The sequence below is a fragment of the Ancylobacter terrae genome, assembly GCF_045108345.1.
Taxonomy (GTDB): domain Bacteria; phylum Pseudomonadota; class Alphaproteobacteria; order Rhizobiales; family Xanthobacteraceae; genus Ancylobacter.
This window is the reverse complement of the sequence record NZ_JBJGXH010000001.1, coordinates 1,975,921-1,992,943: the sequence shown is the minus strand read 5'-3', so window position 1 is coordinate 1,992,943 and position 17,023 is coordinate 1,975,921. Positions and strand designations below refer to the sequence as shown.

General features: G+C 67.0%; 15 protein-coding genes. 8 read left to right on the top strand and 7 right to left on the bottom strand.

Annotated features, from left to right (window positions below; translation table 11 throughout):
- Positions 1–66: 66 nt before the first annotated feature.
- The 3 genes from ACEUEL_RS09470 to lptF form a co-directional block, all read right to left on the bottom strand.
- A complete protein-coding gene (locus ACEUEL_RS09470) occupies positions 67–2,478 on the bottom strand; it encodes an LPS-assembly protein LptD (RefSeq protein WP_405704239.1) in 2,412 nt (803 codons plus the stop codon).
- A gap of 143 nt (positions 2,479–2,621) precedes the next feature.
- A complete protein-coding gene (lptG, locus tag ACEUEL_RS09465; protein WP_405704238.1) occupies positions 2,622–3,710 on the bottom strand; it encodes an LPS export ABC transporter permease LptG in 1,089 nt (362 codons plus the stop codon).
- An 8-nt stretch (positions 3,711–3,718) separates the two neighbouring features.
- On the bottom strand, positions 3,719–4,876 hold the full coding sequence (gene lptF / locus ACEUEL_RS09460; RefSeq protein ID WP_405704237.1) for an LPS export ABC transporter permease LptF: 1,158 nt from the start codon (positions 4,874–4,876) through the stop codon (positions 3,719–3,721).
- A 264-nt stretch (positions 4,877–5,140) separates the two neighbouring features.
- Between lptF and ACEUEL_RS09455 the strand changes: the two genes are divergently transcribed.
- From ACEUEL_RS09455 to ACEUEL_RS09445, 3 genes are all read left to right on the top strand, one after another.
- On the top strand, positions 5,141–6,646 hold the full coding sequence (locus tag ACEUEL_RS09455) for a leucyl aminopeptidase (protein WP_405704235.1): 1,506 nt from the start codon (positions 5,141–5,143) through the stop codon (positions 6,644–6,646).
- Positions 6,647–6,698: 52 nt separating this feature from the next.
- Positions 6,699–7,157, top strand: a complete 459-nt coding sequence (locus ACEUEL_RS09450) for a DNA polymerase III subunit chi (protein WP_405704233.1) — start codon at positions 6,699–6,701, stop codon at positions 7,155–7,157.
- Positions 7,158–7,417: 260 nt separating this feature from the next.
- Complete coding sequence (locus ACEUEL_RS09445; protein WP_405704232.1) at positions 7,418–8,734, top strand: porin; 1,317 nt, start codon at positions 7,418–7,420, stop codon at positions 8,732–8,734.
- 212 nt (positions 8,735–8,946) lie between these two features.
- On the opposite strand, the gene ACEUEL_RS09440 is transcribed toward ACEUEL_RS09445, so the two are convergent.
- Positions 8,947–10,833: an ABC-F family ATP-binding cassette domain-containing protein gene (locus ACEUEL_RS09440; RefSeq protein WP_405704231.1), complete on the bottom strand. Its 1,887-nt coding sequence runs from the start codon at positions 10,831–10,833 to the stop codon at positions 8,947–8,949.
- A 92-nt stretch (positions 10,834–10,925) separates the two neighbouring features.
- Positions 10,926–11,462 carry a DinB family protein gene (locus ACEUEL_RS09435; protein ID WP_405704229.1) on the bottom strand — a complete coding sequence of 179 codons (537 nt, stop codon included), beginning with the start codon at positions 11,460–11,462 and terminating at the stop codon, positions 10,926–10,928.
- A gap of 188 nt (positions 11,463–11,650) precedes the next feature.
- Between ACEUEL_RS09435 and ACEUEL_RS09430 the strand changes: the two genes are divergently transcribed.
- Together ACEUEL_RS09430 and ACEUEL_RS09425 are read left to right on the top strand one after the other, a co-directional pair.
- Positions 11,651–12,343, top strand: a complete 693-nt coding sequence (locus ACEUEL_RS09430) for an aquaporin (protein WP_405706687.1) — start codon at positions 11,651–11,653, stop codon at positions 12,341–12,343.
- A 264-nt stretch (positions 12,344–12,607) separates the two neighbouring features.
- Positions 12,608–13,501: a hydrogen peroxide-inducible genes activator gene (locus ACEUEL_RS09425; protein ID WP_405704228.1), complete on the top strand. Its 894-nt coding sequence runs from the start codon at positions 12,608–12,610 to the stop codon at positions 13,499–13,501.
- A gap of 207 nt (positions 13,502–13,708) precedes the next feature.
- Here the strand turns inward: ACEUEL_RS09425 and ACEUEL_RS09420 are convergent, their stop codons facing one another.
- Both ACEUEL_RS09420 and ACEUEL_RS09415 read right to left on the bottom strand, forming a co-directional pair.
- Positions 13,709–13,933 carry a hypothetical protein gene (locus ACEUEL_RS09420; protein WP_405704226.1) on the bottom strand — a complete coding sequence of 75 codons (225 nt, stop codon included), beginning with the start codon at positions 13,931–13,933 and terminating at the stop codon, positions 13,709–13,711.
- Between the two features lie 218 nt (positions 13,934–14,151).
- Positions 14,152–14,406, bottom strand: coding sequence for a hypothetical protein (locus tag ACEUEL_RS09415; RefSeq protein ID WP_405704225.1), 255 nt, complete (start codon positions 14,404–14,406; stop codon positions 14,152–14,154).
- A gap of 237 nt (positions 14,407–14,643) precedes the next feature.
- Here ACEUEL_RS09415 and ndk point away from each other — a divergent pair, with 237 nt between their 5' ends.
- From ndk to ACEUEL_RS09400, 3 genes are all read left to right on the top strand, one after another.
- Complete coding sequence (gene ndk, locus ACEUEL_RS09410; RefSeq protein WP_405704223.1) at positions 14,644–15,066, top strand: nucleoside-diphosphate kinase; 423 nt, start codon at positions 14,644–14,646, stop codon at positions 15,064–15,066.
- Positions 15,067–15,402: 336 nt separating this feature from the next.
- Complete coding sequence (locus ACEUEL_RS09405) at positions 15,403–16,098, top strand: TerC family protein (RefSeq protein WP_405704221.1); 696 nt, start codon at positions 15,403–15,405, stop codon at positions 16,096–16,098.
- A 142-nt stretch (positions 16,099–16,240) separates the two neighbouring features.
- Positions 16,241–16,996, top strand: coding sequence for a TerC family protein (locus tag ACEUEL_RS09400; protein WP_405704220.1), 756 nt, complete (start codon positions 16,241–16,243; stop codon positions 16,994–16,996).
- The last annotated feature ends 27 nt before the right edge of the window (positions 16,997–17,023 follow it).

Below are 17,023 nucleotides of genomic sequence, written 5' to 3'. Positions count from 1 at the left end.
GCCGCTGGGTAAACGACGCGGCGGCCGGAGCGCGCCTGTCGGGGATGTGATCGGCGGACGTGCCGATCACTCCTCGCTGGTCATGGTCGAGCCGAGATGCGTCGTGATGCCGCCCTCGCCGAGGGTGCGCAGGCTGATCTTCAGCAGGAACTTGTCCACCCGCTCGCGGTTGCCGCTCTCGGTGTAGTCCGAGAGATAGTTGAGGCTGATGCCGAAGCACTCGTCGATATAGCTGATGCCGACGAGACTGTAGTCGATCTCGTCTTCCTGGAGGTTGTAACGGATGCCGCCCAACAGGTTCCAGTTCTGGTTCAGCTTCAGCGAGCCGGTGGTGAAGATGCCCTCGCGGCGCTCGTAATAGCCGAGGTCCGGCTGGGCCTCGTAGTAGCCGTAGATGGCGCCGATGGTCAGCCGGTCGATGGTGGTGCGGCCCTCGAACTCGAAGCGCTGCATCGACAGGTCGTCATTGTCGAAGCGGAACCGGCTGATCAGCGCGAGGTCCTTGGTCGGCGCGTAATAGATGCGCGCGACATAGTCGGAAACGTCCGTCTCCAGCCCCGACTCGTCGCCGGTATTGGCCATGTCGGGGTTGGCGTAGGAGTTCTTGCCGAACAGCTGGTAGGACTGGCCGAACAGCGCGTTGATCTGGCCGGCGCCGCGGATCTGGGCAGTGTACTGGATGCCCACATTGGCGCGGCCGCCGCCTTCGACGCGGTCATAGCCGGAATATTTGCTGAGCTCGAACAGATTGGTGTCGTCGAACACCAGACTCTGCGCGTCCTCGTTCGGGAACAGGCCGATATCGCCCTCGTTCGGGCGCACGATCACCTGGGCGATCGGCTCGATGGTCTGGGTGCCCCAGTTCTGCACCGAGATGAACGGGTAGCGGTATTCGAGGCCCGCCGCCGGCATGGCGCGGATCAGCTGCTGGTCGCCGCCGGGCAGCCAGGGAATGTCGGTGTCGTTGGCCTGCACGGCCGCGACGTCCACCCGCATGTTGAGGAACGGCGTCCACATCTGGCCGGCGGAATCGACGAAGGTCTTGCGCCAGTCGGCCTCGCCGGACAGGCGCTGGTAGCTGCCCGCCATGCCGCGCATCAGGCAGCTGTCGCGCAGGTCGGCGCCGCTGGCGATCACCTTCAGCACGTCGCACTCGTTGGTCGCGCCCTGCACGACCTGCGGCACCACGAAGGCGGCGGAGGTGGCGCGCAGGTCCACCTCGTCGCGGGTGAGCGCGGTGAAGTTGAAATTGTAGCTGAACTGGCCGCCGAACAGCGACTGGCCCAGAACCTTGCTGTAGTCGACCGTCCCGACCACCGGCAGCTGGTCCTGGTTGTCGTATTCCGACAGGCCGAGGAAATACATCGCGCGGGCGTCGAAGAAGCTGCGGTCGCCTTGGCCGACGAGGTACAGCTGGGACACCTCTTCCTTGATCGTGTCAGGGATGAAGTTGTAGTCGCTCAGGAAGGTCTTGTCCGAGACCAGCCAGCCGTCCCAGCCCCAGTACCATTCGGTGTTGATGTTGAACTTGCCGTGCGTCTCGACCATGCCGCGGTTGTCGCGGTAGCCGGGCGTCGGGTCCGGGATGCCCTCGGAGGTCACCGAATAGAAGGCATCCTTGTCCTGCTGGATGATGCCGGCGGCGCGGATGCTGTAGGAGCCGGTCAGCAGCCGATGGCGGAACTCGCCGTCGAGCAGCAGGCCCTGCTTGGTGGTCAGCATCGGCGAGAAGGTGACGTCGTAGTTCGGGGCGAGGTTCCAGAAATAGGGAACCACCACGCCGAAGCCGATCTCCGACGTGTTGATGAAGCTCGGCGCCAGGAAGCCGGACTTGCGCTTCACGGTCGGGTCGGGAACCGAGAAATAGGGCATCCAGGCGATCGGAACGCCGGCGAACTCGAAGCGCGCATCCTCGAAATAGATGGTCTGCTCGGCTTCCTTGTGGACGATCTTCGCCGCCTTTACCTGCCACAGCGGCGGCTTCTCGGGCTTGTCCTTGCAGGGCTCGCAGGCCGTGTAGACGCCGCGCTCGAAGGTGGTGGTGTTGCCGTCCGAACGCTCCGCCCGCGCCGCGGCGAAGTGCAGCTTGTCGGGCGTGTCGAGGCGCAGCGAGTTGACGAAGCCGTCGCTGAAATCCTTGGCGAGGTCGAGATTGTCGGCGGTGATGATCTTGCCGTCGCGATCCTTCAGCCGCACGCCGCCCTCGGCGCGCAGGCGGTCGCTCTTGCGATCGTAGATGACGCGCTTCGCCTCGAGCACCGCGCCGTCATAATACATCTGCACGTTGCCGACGGCGGAGATCTGGTCGTTTTTGTAGTCGTAGACCAGCTCGTCCGCGGTCACGAGCATCTTGGCGTTCGGATCGACCTTGCGCTGCGAGGCCATCTGCTCGGTGAAGGTGCCCTTCGACGAATCGACGCGATCCAGCCCCCACTGCCCGAGCGGGGTCTCATAGACCGGCTTGGTGCCGTCGATCATCTGGGCAGCAGCTTCCCCCGCCGGGAAAAGCATGCCCAGCGCACCGGAAACTGCCGTAAAGAACAGCCAACAAGCCGAACCGTTCAATCGCGCTCGTCGCGATCTCCTCGGCCCCGCTTGGCCGGCATCAACGCCGCCGACCTTCATCCGTCCTCCCGGTGGAGCAAGATGAGGATCCCCATCAAAGCTCCAACGACCGCTGGAAACCACGCTGCTACCACGGGATGCATGATCCCGGCCTCCCCGAGATCCTCGGCGAGCTTGGTCGCTACATAAAGCAGAAAGCCGGCGGCCACGCCACCGAGAATCGTCTGGCCGATCCCGCCGAACCGGAACACGCGCAGGCTGACCGAGGCCGCGATCAGCACCATCGCCAGCAGCAGCAAGGGCCGGGCGAGGAGACTCTGATACTGCAGCCGATAGCGCTCGACGCCGAATCCGACCCGCGCCGCCGCGTCGATCGCCCCCGGCAGGTCCCAGAACGAGACGGTTTCGCTCTGCAGCGAATCCTGGATCTGATTCGGCGTCAGGTTGGTGGCGACGAGATAGGTGTCGTAGCTCTGCACGTCGATGCCGGGGGTGAGCACGCGCGCCTGGCTGAGCACCCACACACCCGTTTCGAGCTTCGCGCTCTTGGCCTCGATCCGCTCGATCAGCTGGCCGCCGGTGTCGAAGACGAACACCGTGACGCCCGAGAGCTGGCGTCCGCCATCGGTCTTCGCGGCCGCCTGGATGATCGCCTGGCCATCGATGCTCTGCTGGCGGATCCAGTAGCCGCTGCCGCCGGAGGAGGCGAACAGGCCGGTCTGGCGGCTGAAGATCTCCGCCTCGAGCTGCGTCGCGCGTTCCTTGAACTCGGCGGAGATCGGATTGTAGAGCGTGGTCGAGAGCACGCCGAGCGTGAGCGCGATGATCGCCGAGGGGGCGATGAACTGCCACGCCGAGATGCCGGCCGCCCGCGCCACCACCAGCTCGAGGCGTCGGGAGAGCGTCAGGAAGGTCCCGATCGCCCCGAACAGCACGGCGAAGGGCAGCAGCTGCTCGGTGAAATAGGGCGCCCGGTAGAAAATCAGCAGCACGATGGTCGAGGTGTCGACATCGCGCTCGCCCACCCGGCGCGCCATCTCCAGGAAGTCGACCAGCATGATCAGGAAGACGCAGCCGACGAAGATCGACGCGACCGCCCCGAGGAACCGGCGACCGAAATAGAAGCCGAGCGTGCGACCGATCACGGCGCGGCTCAGTTCACGGTGGCGCGCACGACGCGCCGCGCCATGTCGTCGAAGAAGCGGCTGACCGCGGCGGGCGTGCGCGGCTTGAGGCCGGCGAGCACGAGGGCGCTGCCGATGATCATCACGACCGGCAGGAGATAGACGAAGGGAATGACCGCGCTCGAATTGCGCACCTGGCCGACGAGGCCGAAATTGGCCACCTGCAGGATGATCGTGAAGGGCAGCGTGCCGGCGAGCGCCAGCCCCCGGCTTTCGCGTGTGGTACGCGGCTCGGCAAGGGCGGCCACGGCGATGCTGAAGAACGCCATTATATAGAGTGGCAGCGAGAGGCGGCGATGGAGTTCCTCCGTGAAGCGGCCGGGATCGCGCTTGTAGGTGGGATCGTCCAGCGAAGGATTTAGCAAATCGTGAAGGCCGCGCTCGGCGGGCCTCAGCGTCGGCCCGTCATTGCTCGAGGCGAGCGGCGACAGGTCGAAGGCGTAGCGCTGGAACTCGACGACGTTGGTGTCGCTCTTGCCGGGCGAGCGGCGGTGGATGGCGCCGTTCTCGAGGATCAGGAAGGTGCCGTTCTCGGTGTCGACGATCTGGCCGCGATCGGCCAGATAGGTGCTGACCTCGTCGGGATTGCGCGCATCATTGATGAAGATGCCGCCCAGCACGCCGGTCGAGTTGCGCTCGCGCACATTGAACACCATGCCCTTCGCCACCGTGGTGAAGATGCCCGGCTTGGCGATGAAGGCGACCACGTCGGCGCGGATCCGGGTGATCTCGGTGCGGAACTGGCGCATCGCCGCCGGCACCACTTCCAGCGACAGCACCAGGCAGATCGCCGAGACCAGCAGCGCCAGGATGATCAGCGGCCGCAGGAAGCGCCAGGTCGAGATGCCCGCCGAACTGGCCACGACGATCTCCGAGTCGCCGTTCATGCGAAACAATGTGTGGGCGACGCCCATGAACAGCGCCGCCGGCGCCAGCGCCAGGATCAGCACCGGCATGGTGAGGCTGGTGATGTAGGCGAAGGCGAGGATGGTCTGGCCCTGCGCGGTCATGATGTCGAGCTCGCGCAGCGCCTGCGTCACCCAGATCATCGCCGAGAGCACGAGCAGCGTGCCGATGAACGCCGTCCCCGCCGAACGGAACAGGTAGCGGTCGAGGCGGCGCATCATGCAGGCAGTTCCGGTTTCGACTGTCGCGACGCCGGGGAGGGGGCCACGGCATCGCGGGCGTTCAATTAAGCGTAGCTGCGCGCATGCGCAAACTTCCCCACGGACAGCCGCCCCGATCCGCCGGGGAGCGCCGCGCGATTAAGAATAAGCAATGCTCCGGGATTATGGCCGACCGCGCGCACTCGTCGGGCGACGCGCATTCGGTTAAACATCGCCCATGAAGTGGCGCCCGTTTCCGGAGGCCCACCCCCAAGGTACGTGGCGATGTCCGATTCCCTCAAGATCAGTTTCGCGAAGCTCTCCAGCACGCCGGCCGGCGTCGTCGTGCTGCTGGCGGGCGAAGGCCCGACCTCGGCGCCGGTGCTGGGCCCGGTATCGGAGGCGCTGCTGGCGCCGGCCGGCGATCTGCTGGCGCGCGCCGCCGGGGCCGACCGCTTCACCGGCAAGTCCGGCTCCACCCTCGACATCGTGGCTCCGTCCGGCCTCGCCGCCGCGCGGCTCATCATCGTCGGCATCGGCAAGGCATCGGACCTCAAGCCGCTCGACTGGCTGAAGCTCGGCGGCACGGTGATGGGCGCGCTGCCGTCCTCCGTGCGCGACGCGAGCATCCTTCTGGAGACCGCCGGCGCCGAGGTCGAGCCCGCGCGCGCCGCCGACTTCGCCGCGGGCCTACGGCTGCGCGCCTATTCCTTTGATCTCTACAAGACCCGCAAGAAGCCCGACGAGAACGGCGGCCGGCCGCGGATCGCCCTGCTGGTCGCCGACGAGGCCGCCGCCAAGCGCGCGTTCAAGAAGCGCGACGCGGTGGCCGAGGGCGTGATCATCGCCCGCGATCTGGTCAACGAGCCGCCGAACGTGCTGACCCCCACCGAATTCGCCGCGCGCGCGGGCGAGCTTTCGAAGCTCGACGTGAAGGTCGAGGTGCTGGACGAGAAGCAGCTGAAGAAGCTCGGCATGCGCGCCCTGCTCGGCGTCGGCCAGGGCTCCGAGCAGGAAAGCCGCGTCGTCGTCATGCGCTGGGACGGCGGCAAGGAGGGTGAGGCCCCGGTCGCCTTCATCGGCAAGGGCGTGGTGTTCGATACCGGTGGCATCTCGATCAAGCCGGCCGCCGGCATGGAGGACATGAAGGGCGACATGGCGGGCGCCGCCTGCGTGGTCGGCCTCATGCACGCGCTTGCCGCGCGCAAGGCGAAGGTGAACGCGGTCGGCCTCATCGGCCTCGTCGAGAACATGCCGGACGGCAACGCCCAGCGCCCCGGCGACATCGTCACCTCGATGTCCGGCCAGACCATCGAGATCATCAACACCGATGCCGAGGGGCGCCTCGTGCTGGGCGACGTGGTCTGGTACGCCAAGGAACGCTTCAAGCCGCGCTTCATGGTCGACCTCGCCACGCTGACCGGGGCGATCCTCGTCGCGCTCGGCACCGAGCATGCCGGCCTGTTCTCCAATGACGATCTGCTTGCGCAACGCCTCACCGAATCGGGCCTCGCCACCGGCGAGAAGGTGTGGCGCATGCCGCTCTCGCCCGATTACGACAAGCTGATCGATTCGAAGTTCGCCGACATGAAGAACACCGGCGGCCGATTCGGCGGCTCGATCACCGCGGCGCAGTTCATCAAGCGATTCGTCGGCGATGTGCCGTGGGCCCATCTCGACATTGCCGGCACCGGCATGTCCTCGCCCGCGAGCGAGATCAACCGCAGCTGGGGCTCGGGCTGGGGCGTGCGCCTGCTCGATGACCTCGTGGCCGAACACTACGAATCGTAAAGTCCGGCGGCCGGCGCCCCGCGCGCCGGCCCCGCGATCGGGGGAGCCGCCGGTGTCGGAGGTGCACTTCTATCATCTGCAGCGCCAGCCGCTGGAACGGGTGCTGCCGCTCCTGATCGAGAAATGCCTCGAGCGCGGCTGGAACTGTGTCGTCGAGGCGCCGAGTCGCGAGCGGGTCGAATCGCTCGACCAGCATCTGTGGACCTATGACGACGCCTCGTTCCTGCCCCACGGCACCGAATGGGAGCCCGACCCCTCCCGCCATCCGGTGGTGCTGACCACCGGCCCGGCAAACCCGAATGCGGCCAAGGTGCGGTTTTTGATTGACCGCGCCGACCTCGCGGACGCCGCCAATTATGTCCGCGTCATCCGCATCTTCGACGGTACCGACGAATCCCAGGTGGAGCAGGCGCGGGCGGACTGGCGGGCGGTCCGGCGGGACGGGCACGAGGTGGCCTACTGGCAGCAGGACGATTCCGGCCGCTGGAGCCGGCGCGGCGGGCGGGATTAAGAAAGCGTTTATCTTCCGGGGGTTGCGCGGGCGCCCGAAATCACGCCGTTCCTCCCTTACCGCTCTCGAAATCGTGTCGCGCGTGCAACACTCCTCTGCGGAATGGGTTCCCGGGGCGCCGAACGGCCACTTTGGCTTTGCGCCCCGAAGTCGTTTCCAACAATATCATCTGCGGATGCCGTGCTTCACGTGCGGTGGGTCCCTGAAAATCGAAAACCCAACATTGGTCCAATTTGGGGGAGAATGAAGTGAAGACGGTCATGAAGAATCTGCTCCTCGGTAGCGTTGCCGGGATTGCGATGGTCGGTACCGCTGCGGCGGCCGACCTGCCTGTGAAGGCGAAGGCGGCTGAGTATGTGAAGATCTGCTCCACCTACGGCGCCGGCTTCTACTACATTCCGGGCACCGACACCTGCCTGAAGGTCGGCGGCTTCGTCCAGACCGACTACTACTGGCAGGATTACTCCGACATTCCGGAGTCGGCCTACGAAGACACCTACTTCAAGGCCCGCGGCACCGTTCGCCTCGACGCCCGCACGCAGACCGAGTACGGCACCCTGCGTTCGTTCATCGATCTGCGCGGCACCTACGGCAACGGCGGCGACCAGGGCGACGGCTACTTCGGCCAGAGCCAGACCTTCACGGTCGATAAGGCGTACATCCAGTTCGCCGGTTTCACCTTCGGTAAGGTGCAGTCGTTCTTCGACTTCTACGCCGACAACAACATCTGGGGCTTCGACTCCCCGGCGATCACCGCCGACTCGAACACCATTGCCGCGGCCTACACCGCCGACTTCGGCAATGGCTTCACGGCGACGATCTCGATCGAAGACGACAGCAACCGCGCCAACGGCGTCTATGATTACGGTCCGGCGAGCAGCTGGGATCTGGGCACCGACATTCCGGCGATCATCGGCGCGCTGCGTTACGAAGCCGAGTGGGGTTCGCTCGCTTTCTCCGCTGCGGCGCGTGAACTCGACACCGACGGCACCATCCTGTGGCGCAATGTTTCCTCGAACCTCTCCGACGATTGGGGCTACGCCCTGCTCGCTGGCGTGATGTTCAACCTGCCGGCTCTCGGCGATGGCGACACGCTGTACATCGAAGGCACCTGGGCCAAGGGCGCGGTCGGCTACACGGGCGCTTCGGGCGGCCTCGTCCCGCAGGGTCGCGATGTGTACTATGACTGGGCTAGCGGCCAGTTCAATGCGTCCGACTCCTGGAGCGTCGCGGCTGAGCTGACTCACTACTTCACCCCGGAAGTCTTCACGGTTCTGTACGGTGGCTACGCCGATCTCGACGCGAAGAACGGCCCGATCCAGGAGTACGTTGTTCCTGGTCCGGGTGGTTTCTCTGAGTTCTACGGCAATGGCTACAACACCTATACCCTGGGTGCGAGCCTGAACTGGTCGCCGGTGAAGAACCTCCTCTTCGTCGCTCAGTACTCCTACTCGAAGTACGACTACGACAACGGCACTACCGCTGTTTGGAACGGCGAGGACTACGATCTGTACCGCTACAACGGCGGCAGCGAAGACGCCCAGCAGGTCATCCTGTCGGTTCGTCGCACCTTCTGATCCTTGCGATCAAACGGTCTGAAAATGGAAACCCCGGCGAAAGCCGGGGTTTCTTTTTGCGTTTCCAGAAGGTCGGAAAGGCCGCAGGGCAGGGGGGGGTGACTTGCGCGCTCCGCCGCAGGCGAAGGTCGTGGCGATCGTTCCGGCGCGAAGAGGCCTTCCTCGTGGGGGCTTGCCGGCGTGTCGCCTTCCTCTCCCGCGAGCCGCCCGGCCTACCCGCCCGCCGCCTCGATCTGCTCCGAGACGGTGAGCCAGTCGTCCTCGGTCCGGGCGAGCGTCGCGGCGAGCGCCGCGCGTTGCTGCGCCAGCCGCCCGGCTTCGGCCGGCGCGCGCTCATAGAATCCGGCCTCGGCGAGCCGCGCGTCGAGCGCCGCGATCTCCCGCCGCGCCTTCTCCATCGCCGCCTCGGTTTCCTTCAGCCGCTTGCGCAGCGGCGCCAGTTCCGCCCGCCTCTCGGCGGCGAGGCGCCGGCTCGCCGCGCCCGCGCCTTCGCCCGCTGCCGCCGTCTTGCCGGCCTTGGTCTCACCGGAGCCGCTGCGGGCCAGCACCAGCCGGCGATACTCGTCGAGATCGCCCTCATAGGGCTTCACCGTCCCGTCGGCGACCAGCCAGAGCCGCTCGGCGCAGGCATCGATCAGCGAGCGGTCATGGCTGATGAGGATGACCGCGCCGGGAAAGGCGTTGATCGCCTCCGTCAGCGCCTGGCGGGCGGCGATGTCGAGATGGTTGGTCGGCTCGTCGAGAATGAGCAGATGTGGTCCGTGGAAGGCCGCGAGCCCCAGCAGCAGCCGCGCCTTCTCGCCGCCGGAGAGCGCCCCGATGCGGGTATCCGCCGCGCCGCCGGAAAATCCCATCTCCGCCGCCCGGCTGCGCACCCGCGCCTCCGGCGCATCGGGCATCAGCCGGCGCACATGGTCGTAGACGCTGTCGCCAGCGACGAGCTCGTCGAGCTGGTGCTGCGCCAGATAGGCGACGTCGAGCCCGGGCGCGCGCACGAAGCGGCCGGCCATCGGCGCCAGCCGGCCGGCGGTGAGCTTGGCGAAAGTCGACTTGCCGTTGCCGTTGGGCCCGAGCAGAGCGATGCGGTCGTCATGGTCGATGCGGAGCGTCAGGTTGCGCAGCACCGGCCGCACCCCGTCATAGCCGACGCTGGCGCCGTCGAAAGTCAGGATCGGGGGCGAGAGAATCCGCTCCGGGTGCCGGATCGAGATGGCGGCGGCGTCCTCGCCCGCCGCGTCGGCGATCGGCTCCAGTCGGGCGAGCGCCTTCAGCCGAGACTGCGCCTGCCGTGCCTTGGTCGCCTTGGCGCGGAAGCGCTCGACGAAGGCGAGCATGTGCCGCCGCTTGGCCTCTACCTTGGCGCGGTGCTTCTGGTCGACCGCGAGCTTCTCGGCGCGCTGCCGTTCGAAGGAATCATAGCCGCCGCGCCAGAGCGTGAGCTTGCCGCGCTCCAGATGCAGGATGTGCGTCGTCGATTCGTTGAGCAGCTCGCGGTCGTGGCTGACGATGAGGACCGTATAGGGATAGCGGGCCAGATAGTCCTGCAGCCACAGCGTTCCCTCGAGGTCGAGATAATTGGTCGGCTCGTCGAGCAGCAGCAGGTCGGGCTGGGCGAACAGCAGCGCTGCGAGCGCCACCCGCATGCGCCAGCCGCCGGAGAATTCGGAGCAGGCGCGCTGCTGGGCGGCTTCGTCGAAGCCGAGCCCGGCGAGGATGCGGGCGGCGCGCGCCGGCGCCGAATGCGCGCCGATGTCGGCCAGCCGCGTCTCGATCTCGGCGATGCGGGCAGGGTCCTGCGCAGTCCTGCTTTCCGCGATCAGCGCCGCGCGCTCGGTATCGGCGGCGAGCACCACGTCGATCAGCCGCTCCGGACCGGCCGGCGCTTCCTGCGCCACCTGGCCGATCCGCGCCCGCACCGGCACGCGGATATGCCCGCTCTCCACCGCGAGATCGCCGGTGATGGCGCGGAACAGGGTGGTCTTGCCGGTGCCGTTGCGCCCGACCAGGCCGACCCGCGCGCCTTCCGGCAGCGAGGCGGAGGCGTGGTCGATCAGCAGCCGGCCGGCGATGCGGAGCGAGATATCGTCGAAGGTGATCATCCGCGCCTTGTGCCGCCCGTGACGCGGCAGGGCAAGCCTTCTCGTCGATCGTGATTCACCGCGCCCGATTCGCCAGCACCCGTCGGCCGGCCCTAGCCGTTGCTCGTGCCTCTCGCGCCGGTCTCGCGCTGGAAGACGATCAGGTCGAGGCTCGGCGCGCCATCCCGGCCGCGCAGCCCGGTGAGCAACGCATGCACCTGGCCGCGGTGGTGGGTCTGGTGGTTGAAGAAATGGTCGAGCGCGCTGTCGAGCGGTTGCTGGAAGCTCTGTCCGGACGAGTTGGCGTAGCGGATCGGCGCGGCGAGCCGCGCGCCATCCAGTGCCTCGGCGAAGTCGATGATGCGGACATCTTCGGCGTCGCGGGCGCGGGCGAGATCGGAAAGCGCTTCGAACAGCACCGCGTCGAGCCGCGGCGCCACCCCCGTCGCATCGCCGGCGAAGCGCGCCATCCAGATCCGGTCGGTGACCAGCAGATGGTTCAGCGTCCGGTGCACCGAGCCGAAGAAGGCGCCCCGCTCGGCGTGGTAGTCGGCCTCGCCCAGCGCGGCGGCGGCCTGATACAGGCGCCTGTTCGCCCAGCGATTATAGTGCGCGAAGGTGCGGTAGCGTCGGGCAGGGGAGGTCGTCATGGGGTGACCGATACGTGGGCGGAGTGGTAGTGGGGCGGAGTGGATCGACGCAATGTGGAGCGGCGGCGCGTTGAAACCAAGCGCCGTACGGTTGAGCGACAAGAGCCCTTTTGTTGTGCAGTCGACTCCACCCTATAATGCCGGAAGGCGGTATGAGTCGGTGGGACGCGCCGCCCTCGGGGGTTCTGATGAACAAATATGTTGCAGAATTTATCGGCACCGCGGTGCTGGTGCTTTTCGGCTGCGGCTCCGTCGTGCTGACCGGCTTTGCCGGCACCTCGCCGGTCTGGTTCCTGGCGGTGGCCTTCGCCTTCGGCCTCGCCGTCACCTCGATGGCCTACGGCATCGGCCATGTCTCGGGCTGCCACATCAACCCGGCGGTTTCCATCGGCGTGTGGGCGGCGGGCCGGCTGCCGACCTCGGCGCTCCCCGGCTACATCATCTCCCAGTTCCTGGGCGGCATCGCCGGCGCGGGCATCCTCTACCTGCTCCTCGCCGGCAAGCTCTCGGGCTATGACGTGGCGACGGCGGGCCTCGGCCAGAACGGCTGGGGCGAAGGCTATGGCGGCGGCTTCGGGCTGGGCGCGGCGGTGATCGGCGAACTGGTCACGACCTTCGTGTTCCTCGTCGTCATCCTCGGCTCGACCAGCAAGGCGGGCGTCACCCAGGCCGCCGGCCTTGCCATCGGCCTGTCGCTCACGATGATCCACATCGCCTTCATCCCGGTCACCGGCGTCTCGGTCAATCCGGCGCGCAGCCTCGGGCCGGCGCTGTTCGTGGGCGGCAAGGCGATGTCGCAGCTCTGGCTGTTCATCGTCGTGCCGCCGATCGGCGCCTTCCTGGCGGGCCTGCTGTTCCGCAAGAAGATCCTCGAGGGCTGACCCGCGCACTGCGGCGCCCCGGGTGGGGTGCGGAGAGCTCCGCACCCCTGGAGCGTACCGGCCGGGGGGCGTACCGATCCGCTCCATCTCCGACAGGGCGCCGGTTGCGGCACTCTGTCTTTTCGTTTCCGGCGGCAAACGCCGGCCTGCGCAGCCCCGCCCGTCATCGGGAGGGGCTCGCCTGCAGCTTTGCCCATTCTGCGAGGCGCGCCGGATAAGATCAAATCAGTTCGCGGTGCCGGCGCGATCAGATAGTCTGATCGCATGATCTCGCTGCGCCAACTCCGCTACCTCGAAACCTTGGGGCGTACGCGCCATTTCGGCCGGGCGGCGGCACTGTGCGGCGTCAGCCAGCCGGCGCTGTCGATGCAGATCCGCGACCTCGAGGCGCGGTTGGGCGTTGCGCTGGTGGAGCGTGGCCGCGATGGCGTCCGCTTGACCGAGGCCGGCAACGACGCCGCCGAGCGCGGCCGCGCCATCCTGCTGGCGGTTGCCGATCTCGAGGCCTCGGCCGCCATTCACGGCCGGCCGCTGGAGGGGCGCTTCCGGCTGGGCGTCATCCCTTCCATCGCCCCCTTCCTGCTGCCCCGCCTGCTCCCCGCGGCGCGGCGGCTCTATCCCGGGCTCGAGCTCGGCTTGCGGGAGACGCAGACCGACATGCTGCTCGGCGAATTGCTGGCCGGCGACCTCGATGCGGTCATCCTGAGCCTGCCGGTGGACCACGCCGATCTCGCCGCCTTGCCGCTGTTCGAGGACGCCTTCCTGCTGGCGGTGCCCGCCGACGCGCCCGTGCCGGCCGACGGCATGGCGAGCGCGGATCTGCTCATGCGCGAAGACCTGCTGTTGCTCGAGGATGGCCATTGTCTGCGCGACCAGGCGCTGCAGGTGTGCGCGAATATCGATCCGCGTCGCCTGCGCAGCTATGGGGCGACCAGCCTCACCACCATCGTCCAGCTGGTCGCCAACGGCCAGGGCGTTACGCTCCTGCCCGAACTCTTCGTCGAGGCGGAGCGGATGGCCGACGAGCGCGTGCGACTCATGCGCTTCACGGTTCCGGAGCCAAGGCGTGTGGTGGGTCTGGTGTGGCGACGCAGCGCCCCCCGTACCGCCGATATCGAGGCGTTGGCGGAACTTGTGCAAGCCTGCCGCGAGCGTTGAGCGCCGCGCGCCGTCGCACCTGGAGGGGCGTGGGGTCGGTGCACCCTCGGGCCAACGTGATCGGTACCACGCGCAAAAAAAATGCCCCGGCTCCCTGGGGGAGGAGCCGGGGCTGGCGGGCTCGCGTGGGGTTTGGGGTGGGGATGCGCGAGCCTGTTCCGGAATGCGTGAGCGGCAAGGCCGTGGCGTCGGCCTCGAGCCTGAAAATCAGTAGCAGACGGGGCGTTCGACCTGGACCATCTGGCCGGCGCTCTTCACCCAGCGCGTCTGCACGACGCAATCGCCGGCGACTTCGGTGGCGAGCGGGGTGGTGGGCACGTTGTTCACGGCCACGGCGCGGCGCAGATACCCGGTGGCGGATGCCGCCCCGGCGAAAAGCGCGGTGAGGCACAGAGCGGCGGCGATCGCACTTATTATAACGGTCTTGAGCATGGCGACTGTCCTTCCTGCCGATGTCCGGCGTTGGTCGCCGGCTCATATACGCGTCATTAACGCTACCTTCGTACGTTGCTTCGGAACCGAAGCTGAACCCGTCGTTGTCTGGCGTTCAGCAAGATGAATGGCACTCGTTACCGAAGCAGCCTGCCGTTCTCGTCTTCGCGGTTAAAACCCGTTAAGGGGGTGTGGAGTTCCGCGCCTTGGTGAATTTTTTACTGCACGCACTGGCGGGTGGTCACCGCCTTCGGAGCACCGCCCGTGTAGACGATGCTCCGCTTCATGAAGCAGGTCTTGTAGCCTTCACTGGCGGACGCCACAGCATCCGTGCCCTGACCCGCCGTGTCTGTCGCGACGACGGGGGGTGCGCGATGGTTGCCCTGCACGGCGGCGGTCGAGACCTGCGGCAGGATCGCGAGAGCGACAAGGCCCGCGGCGGATACTATCCCGATGATCGGCATTCTCGACATTGGCGTGCTCCATCCGGTCCGGGACAGCGATCGGACACCGACTGCCCTGATGTGGGGGCTAAATGCGTCGGCGCGATGCAATGAAAGCTGAACTCGTCGTTATCTGCCGTTCATATAGCCGTGAACCTGTCGGCTGGGTGTCCGAAAGCAACGGCGGCTTGCCGATCCGCAGGGTCGCCGCTATAAGCCGCGGCACCTTCAAACCCTGATAGCCGCACAGATCCAAGGACGAACGTCATGGCGCTCGAGCGCACTTTTTCGATCATCAAGCCCGACGCCACCCGCCGCAATCTCACCGGCGCGGTCAACGCGCTCATCGAGCAGTCGGGCCTGCGCATCGTCGCGCAGAAGCGCATCCTGATGACCCGCGCCCAGGCCGAGACCTTCTACGGCGTCCACAAGGAGCGCCCCTTCTTCGGCGAACTGGTCGAGTTCATGACCTCGGCCCCGGTCGTCGTGCAGGTGCTGGAAGGCGAGAACGCCATCGCCAAGTATCGCGAAGTGATGGGCGCCACCAACCCCGCCAACGCCGCGCCGGGCACCATCCGCAAGGAATTCGCCCTCTCGGTCGGTGAGAATTCGGCCCACGGTTCCGACAGCGCCGAGAACGCCGCGATCGAAATCGCGCAGTTCTTCTCCGGAAACGAAATCGTCGGCTGAAGCCCGCGCCGCCCCGCGGCGAGCCGTGCGAAACGTGGCCCGAGCCGGCGCCTGCCGGCTCGGGTTTTATATTTTTATGACGCAAAGTTGATTTCCCCCTCAAAGGGGCTTTGCGTCCATATGCAATATTATGTATGTTAACGGAGATGCGCTGCGGGGGTCCGGCCACGGAGAAGTGGCCCGCAGCGGGGATAGCTTTACGGCGCGCCATTGAGCGCACCTAGGAGTGGGCCCGCCGGAGCCACCTCCTCTTGCCTCACCCATCAGCGGCGCGCCAACGCCCGAATTGAACCCAAAGCGGTCTCGCCCGATGCGGCGAGTGGTGAGGAAGCTCTCATGGACTATATGCAGCCTGTCTTCTGGCTCGCCCTGCTCAAGATCATCTGGATCAACGTGCTGCTGTCGGGAGACAATGCGGTCGTGATCGCGATGGCGTGCCGGTCGCTCCCCGATCGCCTGCGCCGCTGGGGCATGATCATGGGCGCCGCCGTTGCGGTCGGCATGCGCGTGATCTTCACCGCGGTGGTCGCGACCCTTCTGGGCCTGCCCTGGCTGAAGATCGTCGGCTCCCTCGCCCTCATGTACATCGCCGTCGATCTCGTCCTGCCGGAGGACGAGGCCGGGGAGGGCGGCGTGCAGGCTCATGACAGCCTGTGGCGCGCGGTCGGCACCATCGCCGTCGCCGACCTGGTCATGAGCCTCGACAACGTCGTCGCCATCGCGGCGGTGGCCGACGGCAACTGGACCCTCATCATCATCGGCCTGCTCATCTCGATCCCGATGATCATTGCGGGCGCGGCCCTCATCATGTCGCTGCTGGCACGCTTTCCCTTCCTCGTCTGGGCGGGCGCGGCTCTGCTCGGCTGGGTGGCCGGCGAGATGTTCATCTCGGACGTGAAGATCCACGAGTGGCTGGGCGAGCTCACGGTGGAGCACCTCGAATACCCCGTCGCGGCCGCCGGCGCGGCGCTGGTGGTGGCGATCGGCTGGCTCATCGGGCGCCAGAGGCACGCCCGCCACGCCGAGTCCTGATCGGTCGCATCGCACCGCTTCCTCTTGATCCCCGCGGCTTCGGCCGCGGGAGCGCGGGTGGAGCCCCGCCCGCGCGAGGCGCTGTACCTTTCAGATTCCCCAACGTAATCTCGACTGACGTCGACGCGATTGTGAGGCTATAATGGACTTCAGTAGCCCCGTTTTCTGGGTCGCCCTGCTCCAGATCATCTGGATCGACCTGCTCCTCTCCGGCGACAACGCCGTCGTCATCGCCCTGGCCTGCCGATCGCTTCCCGAGAAGCAGCGCAAATGGGGCATCATCCTCGGCGCCGGTGCCGCCGTGGGCCTGCGCATCATCTTCGCCCTCGTGGTCTCGTACCTGCTCGGCGTGCCCTTCCTGAAGGTGCTCGGCGGCGTGCTGCTGTTCTGGATCGCCATCAAGCTCGTCCTCGAGGAGGAGGGCGGCGGCCATGAAGTGGCCGGGGCCGACAGCCTGTGGAAGGCGGTGAAGACCATCGCCATCGCCGACGCGGTGATGAGCCTCGACAACGTCGTCGCCATCGCCGCCGCCGCGCGCGGCCATGCCGAGCTCTTCATCTTCGGCCTGCTGCTGACCATCCCGCTGATCGTGTTCGGCTCGCAGATCATCCTGAAGCTGATCGCGCGCTTCCCGCTGCTGGTCTGGGCCGGCGCGGCGCTGCTGGGCTGGATCGCCGGCGAAATGCTGCTGGGCGACAAGGTGGTGCTCGAATATCTCGCGACCAACGCGCCGAGCCTGGTCGAGCGGATCGCCGATCCGGAGGATCCGGTGGGCCTGAAGCCGACCGCTCTGCCCCATTATGTGGCGGCGGCCGCCGGCGCGATCTTCGTGCTGTGCTTCGGCTGGATCGTGAAGACCCGCCGGGCGGCGCGGGCGGAGGCCGTTGGCCATCACTGAAGGTGATGCCGGCTATGCCCGTTAATC